13 protein-coding genes are annotated in these 14436 nt (G+C 62.5%); 5 read left to right on the forward strand and 8 right to left on the reverse strand.

The window, feature by feature from the left end; all coding sequences use genetic code 11:
- Nucleotides 1-80: 80 nt before the first annotated feature.
- The 8 genes from ACP151_RS09060 to ACP151_RS09095 all read right to left on the reverse strand — a co-directional run bounded on the left by ACP151_RS09060 (nt 81) and on the right by ACP151_RS09095 (nt 9433).
- A complete protein-coding gene (locus ACP151_RS09060; protein WP_424978564.1) occupies nt 81-1019 on the reverse strand; it encodes a dynamin family protein in 939 nt (312 codons plus the stop codon).
- Complete coding sequence (locus ACP151_RS09065; protein ID WP_424978565.1) at nt 1016-3097, reverse strand: dynamin family protein; 2082 nt, start codon at nt 3095-3097, stop codon at nt 1016-1018. The genes ACP151_RS09060 and ACP151_RS09065 overlap by 4 nt, the downstream gene beginning before the upstream one ends.
- A 296-nt stretch (nt 3098-3393) precedes the next feature.
- Nucleotides 3394-4389 carry an ABC transporter ATP-binding protein gene (locus ACP151_RS09070; protein ID WP_424978566.1) on the reverse strand — a complete coding sequence of 332 codons (996 nt, stop codon included), beginning with the start codon at nt 4387-4389 and terminating at the stop codon, nt 3394-3396.
- Complete coding sequence (locus tag ACP151_RS09075; RefSeq protein WP_424978568.1) at nt 4386-5420, reverse strand: Gfo/Idh/MocA family protein; 1035 nt, start codon at nt 5418-5420, stop codon at nt 4386-4388. Before ACP151_RS09075 ends, ACP151_RS09070 begins: the two co-directional genes overlap by 4 nt.
- Complete coding sequence (locus tag ACP151_RS09080) at nt 5417-6256, reverse strand: carbohydrate ABC transporter permease (protein WP_424978569.1); 840 nt, start codon at nt 6254-6256, stop codon at nt 5417-5419. Before ACP151_RS09080 ends, ACP151_RS09075 begins: the two co-directional genes overlap by 4 nt.
- A gap of 12 nt (nt 6257-6268) precedes the next feature.
- A complete protein-coding gene (locus ACP151_RS09085; protein WP_424978570.1) occupies nt 6269-7183 on the reverse strand; it encodes a carbohydrate ABC transporter permease in 915 nt (304 codons plus the stop codon).
- Between the two features lie 69 nt (nt 7184-7252).
- Nucleotides 7253-8506 carry an ABC transporter substrate-binding protein gene (locus ACP151_RS09090; RefSeq protein ID WP_424978571.1) on the reverse strand — a complete coding sequence of 418 codons (1254 nt, stop codon included), beginning with the start codon at nt 8504-8506 and terminating at the stop codon, nt 7253-7255.
- 27 nt (nt 8507-8533) lie between these two features.
- The gene (locus ACP151_RS09095; RefSeq protein ID WP_424978572.1) at nt 8534-9433 is read right to left on the reverse strand and encodes an N-acetylmuramic acid 6-phosphate etherase; all 900 of its coding nucleotides are present in this window, start codon (nt 9431-9433) and stop codon (nt 8534-8536) included.
- 167 nt (nt 9434-9600) lie between these two features.
- Here ACP151_RS09095 and ACP151_RS09100 point away from each other — a divergent pair, with 167 nt between their 5' ends.
- The 5 genes from ACP151_RS09100 to ACP151_RS09120 form a co-directional block, all read left to right on the forward strand.
- Nucleotides 9601-10479, forward strand: coding sequence for a BadF/BadG/BcrA/BcrD ATPase family protein (locus tag ACP151_RS09100; protein WP_424978573.1), 879 nt, complete (start codon nt 9601-9603; stop codon nt 10477-10479).
- On the forward strand, nt 10476-11231 hold the full coding sequence (locus tag ACP151_RS09105) for a GntR family transcriptional regulator (protein ID WP_424978574.1): 756 nt from the start codon (nt 10476-10478) through the stop codon (nt 11229-11231). Before ACP151_RS09100 ends, ACP151_RS09105 begins: the two co-directional genes overlap by 4 nt.
- Nucleotides 11232-11260: 29 nt before the next feature.
- Complete coding sequence (locus ACP151_RS09110; RefSeq protein WP_424978575.1) at nt 11261-12289, forward strand: SIS domain-containing protein; 1029 nt, start codon at nt 11261-11263, stop codon at nt 12287-12289.
- Nucleotides 12286-13419: an N-acetylglucosamine-6-phosphate deacetylase gene (gene nagA, locus ACP151_RS09115; protein ID WP_424978576.1), complete on the forward strand. Its 1134-nt coding sequence runs from the start codon at nt 12286-12288 to the stop codon at nt 13417-13419. The genes ACP151_RS09110 and nagA overlap by 4 nt, the downstream gene beginning before the upstream one ends.
- Nucleotides 13420-13589: 170 nt before the next feature.
- A partial coding sequence (locus ACP151_RS09120; protein WP_424977595.1) for an IS30 family transposase occupies nt 13590-14436 on the forward strand: 847 nt, incomplete at its 3' end.

Here is a 14436-nt window from a genome sequence, read left to right on the forward strand (position 1 = left end):
ACCTTGCCTGAAGGGCCGGTTCTGGCCGGCCCGCAGGACAATTCACAACCGCAACGGCGGCTGGATTACAAGCCTCTTTTTCAGCTCTCCAGCAATTCCCGGCGCAGGGACGCAAGATCGCTGTCCTTGCGCGCGTCGGGACGCGGTGTGCGCTTGGCGCCCTGGGGCCGCACCCGCCGCGGAATAACATGGCCGGTTGGCACCTCCTGCAGGCTGTCTGCCTGGACCGGGGCCTGGGGCTGTTCCAGCACCGCCGCCAGCGGCGCGACAAAGGAAGAGGCAGGGGCAGGCGAAGCTGCGGCGGCTGCGGCAGCTTGCAAGACGGGCGGCGTGCCGCCCTGCTGGGCCGCCTCGACAATCGCCTCCAAGGCTGCAGTGAAGTCTTGGGCGCCGGAGGTTTCCCATTCCGGGCTGTCAGGTTCGGCCGCCAGCGCCTGGGTCAGCGAGATCGGGCAAACGCCGGCAAACTGGCCCTCGGTCTCGCGCGTGACCCGGGTTTGCACCCGCAGCTTGTCCAGCGGCGTGGTCAGCTTGTCGAACCGGGTGATCAGCAGCAGGCTGCGCTGGCGCACCTCCTCAGCCACCAGCCCCCAGGCCGCCGCCTCTGACTGCCGCCAGGCCTGTGTTGCATGGGTGCACCATAACACGCAGTCCACCTCGGCCAGCATCCGTTCCCAGACCTCTGGTGGCATGTTGGGGTCGGAGATGCCGGGAAAGTCGATCAGATCGCAGGCTTCCAGCACCGGCGCCTCGCAGCTGATCTGCACATACAGCGTCTCTTCCAGCGGCACCGCCTCCAGCGCCTGCAGCGAGACCGGATGACGGCTGCCGTCCAGCGCCTTGCGCGAGGGCGCGGCGTCCCCTTCGGTGATCCAGACCGGCGGCAGCCGGGTGGCGGTGACCTTTTCGGGCAGAATACGCCGCCCCAGCAGCAGGTTCGACAGCGTGCTCTTGCCGGCGCTGAACTCGCCCATGATGGCAATCCTGGGTTTGCGGTCCAGTGTCTGCGGTTGCGTCATGCGGCGGCTCCTTTGCGGGCGGCTTGCGCCGGTTCGTCTGTCTGTTTCGCGCCGTCTGGCGCCAGTTCCTTCAGCAGCAGATCCAGCAGTTCTGCCTGCTCCTGCTGCGCGGTGATTCCGAACAGATTATTCAAGTCGTTCACGCTGATCCTTGTCTTTTCAGCCACATCCATCAGCAGCGCCCGCTGCTCGGTGAAAAATGCCATCAGGCGTTCGCGGGCGTCCTGGCGGATTTCAGCTGCCTGCTGTTCCTTCAGTTCCTGAACGATCGGCGCCGTTTCCGCCTTGATCAGATCATAAAAGCCGCTGGCATAGGCCCGGTATCCGCGGCGGCGTTTCCACCAGCTTTTCCACCAGGAGGTTTGCAGATCCAGGGCAATAGTGGCACCGATCGCCACCGGCGGCGGCACTTCGGGCACGGCTGCGGGGGCGATACGGAAATCGCTGACCTGAATCGAAACCGCCTGCTGGTAGGTGTCGAAGATTGCCGACGCGGCATCGCTGTAGACCTGGGTGCAGGCCGCCAGCAGGTTCTTGCGCATCACCTGATAGCTGGACCGCAGCAAAATCCGCAGACCGTCGGGTGCATATTGCCAGGTTTCGTTTTCGCCGTAGTTTTCCAGATGCTGCAGCAGGGACGCCACCGCCCGCTCCAGAAACTTGTTATGCGCCTGGTCAACCCTGGCAGAGAAAGCGGCAAACACCTGATCCAGCGCGGTGTCCATCTGCGCCATGCTGATGGTTTCCAGCCGTCCCAGCAGCTGGCTGAGTGCCGCAGGCTCGATCACCGAAATGCGGTTGCCGTCGATCCGCATAGAGGCCACGGTGCAGGCTGTCTTCATGCTGGACACCTGGTTGGCCGCGCGCTGACGGGTCTCGGACAGAAGCCGCGCACCGGCGCCTTCGGCCAGACGCGCGCCAATAGTTTCAAACAGCTCCGGCACGCCGGAGAGCTGCCACATCTGCTCTGGTCCGGCCAGCGCATCCGGCCCGGCATATTGCCGCAATGAAGCGGCGCTGTCATGGCAGAGCGGATAGGTTTCCGGCGCCAGGGCGGCATTGGCCCACAGGGCGCTGCCAAAAACGATCCTGGGGTTCTCCGGGCCGTTCATTTTCTCCAGGGTCGCCAGGATGCTGTCGCGGATATCCGGGATCTGGTTCACCGGGTCCGGCAGCTCGTCTATCCGGTTCACAAAAATCACGATGCCTTCCGACCGCACATTGGAGATCATCCGGATCAGGCCCATGTCGACCGAGCTCAGCGCCTGGGAGGCAGACAGCACCACCACGCACAGGCGGCTGTTGCGCAGCGACTTGATGGTGATCTGCTCACGCATCAGGAAGGTGTCGTTGACGCCGGGCGTGTCGCGCAGGCACAGCGGCACCGGCAGCGAAGGCAGCGGCAGAAACAGGTCGGCAGATTTGGTGATATCGGCAAAACGGCCCTGCTGATCGCTGCTGCCTGCCATTTCGAAATCATCGCCCAGACAGACATAACGCTGCATTAGGTCGTCATCCAGATGCCGGTAATCATGCTTCTGGCCCAAAAGCAGCTCAAACCGGCGGCCCAGCCGCTTGCGGGTCTTTTCGCGCATTTCCGCGACCTGAGCCTGGATTTTCTGCAGCTCCTCATCAGCGCCTGCGCGCATCGACAGTTCGCCGATACGGCCGCCGCTGGACACCAGATGGTCCCATTCATCGCCGTTGAAGAACTGGAAGGAGGCCACCGGGTCGCCATCCTTGCGCGGTGCATTCAGATTCAGCGAGGTGACAACCGAGGTCCAGGGGTTCACATCTGCAGGCAGCAGGCCGGGGCGGGCCACCATTGCATTGACCAGAGAGGTTTTGCCGGATTTGATCTGCCCGATCATCGTGACGCTGGGTTTGAAGTCTTCAAGCTCTTTCAGCAGGCGGCCGGTCTGGCTGCGGCCACCCGCCGCTTCCAGCGCCTGGACGTCCAGCAAGAGATCCTGGAGATCCTCGATTTCGCCGGCAAGACTGGCAAGGCGGGCATGGCCTTGTTGCAAAAAAGGAAAACTTCCGGGATCAGCGGGCTGACAATCGGTGGTCTCATCCATGATAGATTTCGTCCTTGTCGGTCTGAACGGGCAGCACAGGATCCGGGATCAAAGCCGCCTCTACTTTTCTGAAGACCGAACAAACAGCCATGAAAGGCAAAATTTGGGCAGACTAGGGCTGACAATTTGTTTTTGCGGAAATTTTAAGAAATTTTTAAACAATTTGCACAGCGCCCCGGCGGCGGGCGGCGGCGCAGGCCGTTCCGGCAGGGGACGCCAGGACAGCGGCCAGGCCGGGTCGCTTGGCGACAGTGACCCGAGGCAGGAAGAAAAATCTTTCAGATAAATCGCTTAGGTCATGACACCCGCTGGCCGTCATCACCAAAGTAATAGGCCCGCGCCGGGTCGTATCCGAATTGGACGTCATCGCCCGGCACAATGGTGTGCTGGCCGAACAGCCGGATCGTCAGCGGCGCCGTGGCGGTTTGCAGGATCACATTGGTGTCGCCGCCCAGCTGCTCCACATGGGACACGGCACCGGCAATCGGTCCGCCGCTTTGCAGCCGGATGTCTTCGGGACGCAGGCCCATTTCGCGTGGATCACCCGGCGACAGCGCTGCCGCAGGCAGGAAGTTCATCGAAGGCGCCCCCAGGAACCCTGCGACAAACCGGTTGGCGGGATTGTTGTACAGCTCCATCGGGCTGCCAATCTGCTCTACCCGGCCGTCGCGCAGCACCACGATCTTGTCAGCCAGGGTCATTGCCTCTGTCTGGTCATGGGTCACATAGATCATCGACGCGGACAGCTGCCGGTGCAGGTTGGCGATTTCGATCCGCGTGTTCATGCGCAGCGCCGCATCAAGGTTCGACAGCGGTTCGTCAAACAGGAACAACCTGGGCTGGCGCACGATGGCCCGGCCGATGGCGACGCGCTGGCGCTGACCGCCGGACAGCTCGGACGGGTAGCGGTCCAGATAGGGCTCCAGCCCCAGCATCCGGCTGGCCTCGGCCACCCGTTCCTCGATCACCGCCTTGGGCTGGCGTTCCTGTTTCAGGGCCAATGTCAGGTTGCCGCGCACATTCAGATGCGGATAAAGCGCATAGCTTTGGAACACCATGGCGATACCGCGTTTGGAAGGCGGCGTCTGGTTGACCAGCTCGCCGCCGATGCGGATGTCGCCAGAGCTGGCATCCTCCAACCCGGCGATAACGCGCAGGAGGGTGGACTTGCCGCAGCCCGACGGGCCGACGAACACCACAAACTCGCCATCTTCCACTTCGAGGCTGATGTCTTTCAGGACGTGGACCGGGCCAAAGGACTTGTTGACATTGTTCAGGGACAGGGCGGTCATTGGGCCTCCTCCTCCAGGGATACGGGCTGGCCGGTGCGGATGCTTTGATCCGCGGCCAGACAGATGGCGAGTGATTGCACGGCGTCGCACATATGGCGGCTGAGATCGGTGTCTTCGGCGATGGCGCGCAGCACAAATTCCTGTTCGGCATTACAGAGCTCTTGGTGGCCGGGTTCATCGGGCATGTCGATCATCCGGTCCCCGTCGGGGCGGTGCACCAGAATGCTGCCGACGCGGGTGTGCCCGTCCACATCTGCCGATGCGCCCTTGTTTCCTTCGGTGATCGATACAGAGCCATTGGGGGTGATGATGTCTTTTACGAAAAACGCGGTTTCCGACATCATCGGCCCCCAGCCGGCCTCGTACCACCCGGTGGAGCCGTCCGCGAAGACAACCTGGAACTGGCCGTAATTGTACATGTCCTGCGGAATTTCATCCGAGAGCCGCAGGCCCATGCCATGCACCCTGACCGGGGCGGCATCGGTGATCTGGCACATCACATCAACATAATGGACGCCGCAGTCGACGATCGGGCTGGTGGTCTGCATCAGCGCCTTGTGGGTTTCCCATTCGGCGCCGGAGGATTGCTGGTTGAGGTTCAGGCGGAACACATAAGGGCCGCCAAGAGCGCGCGCTTCGGCAATCAGCCGCTGCCAGCTGGGGTGATGGCGCAGGATGTAGCCGACGACGAGTTTGCGGCCCAACTCTATGGCAGTGTCAACCACCCGCTGCGCGTCGGCGACAGTGGTGGCCAGCGGTTTTTCCACAAACACATGCGCGCCAGCCTCCATTGCTGCGCAGGCATAATCCGCGTGGCTGTCGGAATAAGTGGCGATCACAGCAAGGTCCGGTCTGGTCGCTGCCAGCGCGCGGCGGAAATCGGTGAACACCGGATAGCCTTGCAGGTCCGGGTGGCTGACAGTGCCGGAACGGTTCACCAGCCCGATGATTTCGACGTCGGGGCTGCGATGGTGGGCCAGCGCGTGGGACAGGCCCATATTGCCAAGGCCGGCGATCAGGACGCGGGTCATTTCACAGCTCCGGATGTAATGCCGCGGATCAGCTGGCGCGAGAAGATCACATAGAGAACCAGCGCCGGCAGAATGGCCATCGACAGCGCTGACAGAACCGCGTTCCAGTCGGTCACGAACTGGCCGATAAAGACCTGGCTGCCCAGCGTCAGGGTTTTGGTTTCCTCAGCCGGGGCCAGGATCAGCGGGAACCACAGGTCATTCCAGATCGGGATCATGTTGAACACGGCAACCGTGGCCATCGCCGGGCGCACCAGCGGCAGCACCAGCCGGAAAAAGATGGTGTATTCGCTCAGCCCGTCAATGCGGCCAGCGTTCTTCAGATCGTCGCTGACCTGTTTCATGAACTCGCTGAGGATAAAGACCGCCAGCGGCAGGCCTTGCGCGGTATAGACCAGGATCAGCGCCCATAGGCTATTCACCAGGCCCGAAGCAACCATCATTTCAAGGATCGCCACCGTGCCGATACGGATCGGGATCATGATGCCAAGCGCCAGATACAGCCCCATCAGCGTGTTGCCCCTGAAACGGTACTCGCTGAGCGCATAGGCCGCCATGGCACCAAACAGCAGCACGAAAAACAGCGAGGCAACGGTGACAATCAGCGAGTTTTGAAAGTAGAGGAAGAAATCCCCCTGTTTCATCACGGTCTGATAGCCGATCATCGAAAAACTGTCGGCATCCGGCAGCGCCAGCGGCTCGCGGAAGATCGCCTTGCGGGTCTTGAAGCTGTTGATCAGGATCACAAACACCGGAAACAGCGCAATCAGCACATAGAGGATCAGCGCGCCATGCATGGCATAGGTGTTCAGCGAATTGGAGCGGGCCTTGGTCATATCATCTGCTCCTTACAGCTGGTACCGGCGCATCCGGGTCTGGATGCCAAAGAGATAGACACAGACTCCCAGCAGGATGATCGCAAACATCGCCCCGGCAATGGCGGATCCCATATGCGGATCACCCAGCTGAAGCTGAAAGCCAAAAAAGGTGCGATACATGAAAGTGCCAAGGATATCAGTTGAGAAATCCGGCCCCGCCAGCGCGCCCTGGGACGCATAAATCAGGTCAAAGGCGTTGAAATTGCCAACAAAGGTCAGGATCGAGATGATCCCGATCGACGGCAGGATCAGCGGCAGCTTGATCTTCCAGAACGCCGCCAGGCCAGTGATGCCATCAACCTCGCCGGCTTCGAGGATTTCCTCGGGGATCGACAGCAGCGCCGCATAGATCAGCATCATCGGTATACCCACGAACTGCCAGACGGAAATCAGCGCCAATGTGGTCAGCGCGTATTCCTCCTTGCCCAGCCAGGGCGCAAACAGGGATTTCAGGCCAACCGCATCCAGCATCGATGGCGCAATGCCCCAGATCGGCGACAGGATCAGCTTCCAGGCAAAGCCGACAACCACAAAGCTGAGGATGGTCGGAATGAAGATCGCCGACCGGTACAGCGCCGCAAAGCGCAGCCGCGGGTGGCTGAGAAGCGCCGCCAGCGCGATGCCGATCGGGTTCTGCACCAGCATATGCACCAGAAAGAACCAGAGGTTATTGCCCAGGGCGTTCCAGAACTGCTCTGACCAGATGGGATCAAAGAACAGGGTCTGGAAATTGGCCAGCCCGGTAAAGACCCGCTCCTGATCGATCCGGCTGTAGAGCGCCAGACGCAGGGTGTTGAACAGCGGAAAGATCATCACGGCGGTGTAGATCAGCACGGCAGGGGCCAGAAACACCGGGATATGCCAGCGGATGCGGGGCTTGTTCATGGAATATCTCCTGAAAGGTCCGGGCGGCGGTCAGGCCGCCCGGAACTGAAAGCCGCAGCGAGGAGGACGTTACTGCTGCGGCGCGTACCAGCTGGCCAGGCCATCCTGCAGCTTGCTGCCCAGCTCCTCAGGCGCGGCGGTGCCTTTGATGGCAGCGACAGACGCACCCCAGGTCTCGTTTTCCAGGTTCGGGGTGCCGCGGGACAGGATCTGATAGGTCGAGCGGATGGTGCTTTCGCATTCGCCACGCCAGCTGACAAACTCCTTGGCCAGCGGGTCTTCCAGCGCGACCGGCTCTTTGGACAGCGGAAAGAAACCGGGCAGGGCGTTGCCAAAGATCGTCGCAAACTCCGGCGAACCGACCCAGGCCAGGAAGGTCCGGGCAGCGTCAGGGTTTGCGGTTGCCGCATTCATGCCGATACCGATGTCGGTATGATCAGAGATATAGCAGGTGTCGCCTGCGTTCTGCACCGGCGGCTTGAAGGCGCCCATCTTGAAATCCGCCAGCGCATTGAAGCCTGAGATTTCCCAGGACCCCGCCGGATAAATCGCCGCCCGGCCAAGGGTGAACAGGTTCTGGCTGTCGGGATAGGTCTGTGCCTCATAGCCGTCACCCAGATAGTTACCCCATTTGGCCAGCGTTGCATAAGGCGCGGTCCAGGCTTCATCGGTCAGCTTCTGCTCACCGGCAATCAGCGCCCGGCGGCCTTCTTCGCCTTTCCAGTAGTTCGGGCCGATATTGTTATAGCCCATGGTGGCGGCTTCCCACTGGTCGTTGGTACCCATCGCCATCGGAATATAGCTGCCGTCCGCGCGGATCTTTTCCAGCGCGGCAAAGAAATCAGCCTCGGTTTCCGGCACCTCGATGCCCAGCTCTGCAAAAGCATCGGCATTGTAGATAAAGCCGTGGATCACCGAGGCCATCGGCACGCAAAAGCTGGCAGAGCCATCGTCGGTCTGCCAGGCGGATTTGGCCACGTCAGAGAAGTTGCCCATCGCCTCCATGTCATCCAGATCGGTCAGATGCCCTGCCTCAAACAGGGCCAGCGAGGCGTCAAAGGGGCGGCAGGTGATCAGATCGCCGGCGGACCCGGCGTCCAGCTTGGAGTTCAGCACCGCGTTGTATTCCGCCGGGGCCGAGGGCGTGAACTTCACCCTGATGCCGGGATGTTTGGCCTCAAAGGCCGGAATGATCTTTTCCTGCCACAACGACAGGTCGTCGTTGCGCCAGCTTTCAATTGTCAGGGTCACGTCTTCGGCCCAGGCGGCCGTTGCCGTCAGGGCTGTTGTTGTCAGCGCAATCGCAAGAGACTTCCGTATCATCATTTCCTCCCAGGTTTCTTATTTGAATTACATGCGGGTGTGCGGCAGCTGCTGAAGCGCAGGGCCCAGCTGTCCCGCGCTGTCTTCCAGCAGCTGCAAAGCACGGGGCAGGGACGGTGCGCCCGCGCAGATCAGGACGGCCGGCTTGACCGCGCCATCTGCCTGTTCCAGTGCCGACCGGGCCGCGGCGGGTGCGGCGCCGGTAATCCGGGTGACAATGGTCTCGGCGCGGGCGCGCAATTTGGCATTGTCGGCGCGCAGGTTGACCATCATCCCGCGGTAGACATGGCCCAGCTTGATCGCCATCAGGCTGGACAGCATGTTCAAAGCGATTTTCTGGGCGGTGCCTGCGCCCATGCGGGTGGAGCCGGAAATCAGCTCTGGCGGGGTTTCCAGCAGGACCGCATGATCGCAAAGCGCCAGCAGCGCACTGCCGGGATTGTTGGCAATACCGATGGTGGCAGCACCCGCCGTACGGGCCAGGCGGGCGGCCTCCAGCGTATAGGGCGTGCTGCCGCTGGCCGATACCATAATCACGGTGTCATCCGGGGTCAGCCCCGCCAACCCCTGTGCCAGCCCGTCGGTATCATCTTCGGTGCCGCCGGGCATATGCGCCGATTGCGGCAGCCCGCCGGCCATCAGGATGCGGATGCGGTCTTGGGCAATGCCGAATGTGCCGCCCAGCTCCATCGCATCGGCAGCAGCCATCAGTCCGGAAGACCCGGCCGCCGCATAGATCAGCGACCCGCCCAAGGCGAGGCTGCGCGCCATCGCCTCGGCGCCGCTGCACACCGCCGCCAAGGGATACCGCGCTGCGCCAGCCGCCTGCCGCTGGCTCTCCGCAAGCGCAAGAGCCGCCTCGTTCAGCGACGAACTTTCCAGCCTGGCGGCATCCGGATGGAGTTGCTCAGTTGTATGTGGCAGCACGTGTTCTCTCCCCATTGCCCGAAAGCATACCTATACAATACCATTTGTCTATCGAAATTTTTGTAGATCGTATTGGTAGCAATATCTGGTCAAAATAGGAAATATGCACCCATATTGGTTATTGTTTGGTATTTACATTGTGGCATAGGCGCCATATAGGTATCACCATGCGAGAGTCGAAGAATATTCCCGTCATTGCTGTGGACGGCGGCGGCACATCCTGCCGGATTGCCTATGCGGATGGCGGACGGCAGCTGATCGTCGAGACCGGCCCTGCCAATGTCACCAGCGATTACGGTGGCGCCATTGCGCGGCTCAAGGCAGGTTTTGCAGAGCTGGCCGCCGGGCTGGATATGGCGCCGGACGGGTTGCGGGCGCTGCCGGCCTATCTTGGCCTGGCAGGCGTGACCGGCAGCCGTATTGCGCAGCAGGTGGCTGCGGATCTGCCGCTGGACAGGGTGCGGGTGGAGGATGACCGCCACCCGGCGCTTGCCGGCGCACACGGCGGCGCCGACGGGGCGATCGCGCATTGTGGCACCGGGTCGTTTCTGGCCCTGCAAACACAGGGCAGCCGCCATTTTGCCGGCGGCTGGGGGCCGGTGCTGGGCGACGAGGCGTCCGCGCAGTGGATTGGCCGCAAGGCATTGGCGGCCGCGCTGCAGACCCGGGACGGTCTGGCAGCGCCGTCACCGCTGACAGAGACCCTGCTGCAGGACTTCGGCGGCACCGATGGTATCGTCGCTTTTGCAGCCACCGCCCAACCGCATGACTTTGGCCGCATCGCACGCCAGGTCACAGAGGCCGCAGCGGCTGGCGACAGCACAGCCACCGCGCTGATGCAGGACGCCGCCGCCGGCCTTCTTCAGGCGCTACAGCAGATGGGCTGGACACCGGCCTTGCCCCTGTGTCTGACCGGCGGCATCGGCCCGCATTATGCCGACTGCCTGCCGACATCCGTGCGCGGCGCAGTCACCGCCCCCAAAGGCGCCCCCATTGACGGGGCCATCACCTTGGCCCGGGCTTTTCACGCGGAGCTGCAGGCATGAATGCAGCCTCTTTCCTGGCCCCCGACGATTGGCTCAAGAACAGCGAAGGGCCGCGCTATGTCCGGCTGCGTCAGCGGTTGGAGGACGGCATCGAGGCCGGTGTTCTGCCGCCCAATTCCTCGCTGCCGCCAGAGCGTGAAATTGCAGAAATCACCGGTCTGTCCAGGGTGACGGTGCGCAAGGCCATTCAGGAGCTGGTGAAACAAGGCGCCATTGTCCAGCGCCAGGGCTCCGGTTCATTTGTGCGGGACGCCACGCCGCGCCTGGAGCAGTCGCTTTCGCATCTGACCTCTTTCAGCGAGGACATGCGCCTGCGCGGCATGGAAACCAGCGCCAGATGGCTGGAGCGCGGCGTCTTCCTGCCGTCGCCAGAAGAGGTGGCGGTGCTTGGGCTGGCGGCGGATGGTGAGGTGTCGCGGATCTGTCGCTTGCGCGAAGCGGGCGGGCGCCCGATGGCGGTGGAGCGCGCATCGCTGCCGCTGGACATCCTGCCCAACCCGCTGGCCGTGCGCGACTCGCTTTATGGTCTGCTGGCAGAAAGCGGCCTGCGGCCCGTGCGAGCCATCCAGAAGATTTCCGCCGTGAACCTCGAGGCGGAAGACGCGGCGTTGCTGGGTGTTGCCGAAGGCGCCGCCGGGCTGCGCATTCAGCGGATCTCCTACCTCGACAACGGCCGCGTCGCAGAATTCACCAAATCCAACTACCGCGGCGACGCCTATGACTTTGTGGCTGAGCTGCGGCTAACCCCGTGATCCGCAAGTCCGATGGAAAGGCTGCTCCGATGCCCCCGAACACCACCCAGATGCGTCAGGAAATCGAAGAGATCCCCGCGGCGGTCGATCGTCTGCTAAGCAACGGCGGCAGCGCTCTGTCCGCGGCGGTCGCCGTGGCGCGCAGCGGCGGCCTGCGGTTCATGATGTCTGCGGCGCGCGGCTCGTCCGACCACGCCTGTACCTACCTCAAATACGCCAGCGAGCTGCTGCTGGGCCTGCCGATGGCCTCGGTCGGCCCGTCGGTTGCCTCCGTTTACGGCGCCGAGCTGCAGGTCGCGGGCGCCCTGTGCCTGTCTGTCTCGCAATCGGGCCAAAGCCCGGACATCGTGGAGCTGACCAGAAACGCCCGCAGGGCAGGGGCAGGCACCGTTGCCATCACCAATGACCCCGCGTCGCCGCTTGCCCGGACGGCAGAGGCCACATTGCCACTGCACGCAGGCCCCGAACGCAGCGTCGCCGCGACCAAGACTTTTGTGACCTCGCTGGTGGCGGGCCTGTGGCTGCTGGCAGAGCTGAAGGGCGATGACAGCCTGCTGGCGGCGCTGCACAAGCTGCCAGAGCAGCTGGATGCTGCCGCCCGCTGCGACTGGAGCGCGGCCGCCGCCGCCATCACCGGCAGCTCGTTGTTCACCCTGGGGCGCGGTCCCAGCATGGCGATCTCCAATGAGGCAGCGCTGAAGTTCAAGGAAACCTGCCAGATCCACGCAGAAAGCTATTCCTCAGCCGAGGTGCTGCATGGCCCGGTGTCGATTGTGGCGGGCGGCTTTCCGGTGATCGCCTTTGCCGCCAAAGACGCCGCCGAGCCTCTGCTGGCAGAGGTTGCCGATACTCTGGCTGCCAAGGGCGCGCAGGTCTTTGCCACCACTCCGCTGGCGAAGCAGGCCAGCGTGCTGCCGCATGTGCGCACCGGCCACTGGCTGGCAGACCCGGTCGCCGCCATCGTATCCTTCTATACCATGGTCGAGCAGGTCGCGATGCAGCGTGGCATCAACCCGGATGCGCCACGACACCTGCGGAAAGTGACGGAAACCGTATGAGCAGTCAGGCGATCATTTACCGCGGCGGCTCTGTCTTTGACGGGGTCAGGCTGCACCAGGACGCAGCACTGCGGGTGGAAGCAGGCCGCATCACCGGCATCGGCGCCGACGCCGAGGCTGGCGGCGGCGATACGGTTGACCTTGGCGGCGGCATCCTGGCCCCCGGTTACGTTGACCTGCAGGTGAATGGCGGTGGCGGGGTAATGTTCAACGATGATCCCTCGGTGGACACTCTGACGCAAATTGCAGCCGCACACCGCAGGCTTGGCGCCACCACGATCCTGCCGACCCTGATCACCGACAGCGCCGCCAAGACCCGTTTGGCGATTGAGGCGGCAAAAGCGGCGGTGGCGGGTGGCGTGCCGGGGATTGCCGGCCTGCATCTGGAGGGCCCGCATCTGTCCGTGGCCCGCAAGGGCGCCCATGATGCCGCCTTTATCCGCCCCATGGCGGACGCGGATCTGGCAGTTCTGGTTGATGCAGCTCAGTCCCTGCCTGCGCTGATGCTCACGGTCGCGCCGGAAAATGTGTCGCCAGCGCAGGTCAGGGCACTGGTTTCAGTCGGCGCGGTTGTCTCTCTGGGCCACAGCGATGCGGAGTATGAAACCTGCCTGACCTACGCTGAGGCCGGCGCTTCTTGTGCCACCCATCTGTTCAACGCGATGAGCCAGCTGGGCAACCGCGAGCCAGGTCTTGTCGGCGCCGTTCTGGGTTCTGGCCGCCTGAATGCGGGTCTGATCGCCGACGGCATTCATGTCCACCCCGAGGTCATGCGCACCGCCTGGGCGGCCAAACGCGGTCCCGGCCGGATCTTCCTGGTCAGCGATGCGATGGCGCCCGCAGGCACTACGCTAGAGGCCTTCGAACTGGAAGGCCGGCGCATTTCCCGCAAGGACGGACGTCTGACCCTGGCCGATGGCACTCTGGCCGGCGCCGACCTGGATTTGACCACCGCCGTGCGTGTCCTGACAACCCAAGCCGAAGTCCCGCTGGAGGCCGCTTTGGCAGCCGCGACATCCATACCGGCTGATTTGATGCAGCTCAGCAACGCAGGCCGCCTGCAAACCGACCGCCACTGCCCCCTGATCCGCATCGCACCGGACCTGAGCCGCGCGGACGTGCTCATCTAATCAACTCCACACGGCCTCTCGGAACCCGCCGCGCACATCAACCCGCGGCAGCTTCTTCTTTTGTTACCATAACTATGATTACAGGCAAATTCCCTGTACTGGGGTGCGCGCTATTTTGAAGTGCGACTCCTATTAGAAAACAATGAGTTATCTAATAGGAGGAATATTGCATGGGAACGGTATATACGCAACTGAGCTTACAAGAACGGCGCAGGATCGAAGACTGGTGGCTTGCAAAGGTCCCTGTCGCTGAGATGGCGCGCGTTTTGAAGCGTCACAAGTCGACGATATTCCGAGAGATCAAACGCAACTTCTGGGCCGATGATGCCTTTCCCAAGAAGTACGCGGGATACTTCGGCATGGCAGCACACCAGCGCACGCAGCAACGCCGTTCCACGCAACGCAAGCTGATCAGACATCCCGATCTGTGCAAGCGCGTCATCGAACGGATCAAGCAAGGATGGACGCCCGAGCAGATCGGCAACCGGATGATCTATGAAGGTGCTACGCTACGCGTCTGCCAGGAGACGATCTACCGCTACATCTATTCTAAGGAAGGCATGGACCAAGAGCTCTGGTGGTACTTGCCCGAACATCGGAAATCCCGCAGGCCACGCCGTGCCAGGAAGCGCCAGAAGCCCAAGTTCGACCGTGATGTCAGCATTCTATTCCGGCCAGATGATGTCGCTCACCGTCGCCAGTTTGGGCACTGGGAGGGAGATTTGATGCTGTTCAAACAGAAACTTGGGCAAACCAATGTCACCTCGCTGGTCGAACGTGTCAGCCGCTTCACCGTGCTGCTGAAGAACCCGAACAAGCGCACCAAGCCGGTGATGGGGAAAATTATGAAAGCCGTACGCGACCTGCCTCATCTGGCCCGCAAATCAATCACCTTTGATCGCGGTACCGAGTTCGTCAGCTGGCCACATTTGCAGGCCGAAATCGGGACGCAGACATGGTTCTGCGATCCTTCCAGCCCGTGGCAAAAAGGCACGGTCGAGAACACCAATCGAAGGG

The sequence above is a fragment of the Leisingera sp. S232 genome, assembly GCF_049800895.1.
GTDB lineage: Bacteria > Pseudomonadota > Alphaproteobacteria > Rhodobacterales > Rhodobacteraceae > Leisingera.

Coding starts and splice junctions, on each gene's coding strand:
- ACP151_RS09065 (WP_424978565.1), bottom strand. CDS start 3,097: ATGGATGAGACCACCGATTGTCAGCCCGCTGATCCCGGAAGTTTTCCT.
- ACP151_RS09100 (WP_424978573.1), top strand. CDS start 9,601: ATGCGAGAGTCGAAGAATATTCCCGTCATTGCTGTGGACGGCGGCGGC.
- nagA (WP_424978576.1), top strand. CDS start 12,286: ATGAGCAGTCAGGCGATCATTTACCGCGGCGGCTCTGTCTTTGACGGG.
- ACP151_RS09080 (WP_424978569.1), bottom strand. CDS start 6,256: ATGACCAAGGCCCGCTCCAATTCGCTGAACACCTATGCCATGCATGGC.
- ACP151_RS09070 (WP_424978566.1), bottom strand. CDS start 4,389: ATGACCGCCCTGTCCCTGAACAATGTCAACAAGTCCTTTGGCCCGGTC.
- ACP151_RS09085 (WP_424978570.1), bottom strand. CDS start 7,183: ATGAACAAGCCCCGCATCCGCTGGCATATCCCGGTGTTTCTGGCCCCT.
- ACP151_RS09090 (WP_424978571.1), bottom strand. CDS start 8,506: ATGATACGGAAGTCTCTTGCGATTGCGCTGACAACAACAGCCCTGACG.
- ACP151_RS09110 (WP_424978575.1), top strand. CDS start 11,261: ATGCCCCCGAACACCACCCAGATGCGTCAGGAAATCGAAGAGATCCCC.
- ACP151_RS09105 (WP_424978574.1), top strand. CDS start 10,476: ATGAATGCAGCCTCTTTCCTGGCCCCCGACGATTGGCTCAAGAACAGC.
- ACP151_RS09075 (WP_424978568.1), bottom strand. CDS start 5,420: ATGACCCGCGTCCTGATCGCCGGCCTTGGCAATATGGGCCTGTCCCAC.
- ACP151_RS09060 (WP_424978564.1), bottom strand. CDS start 1,019: ATGACGCAACCGCAGACACTGGACCGCAAACCCAGGATTGCCATCATG.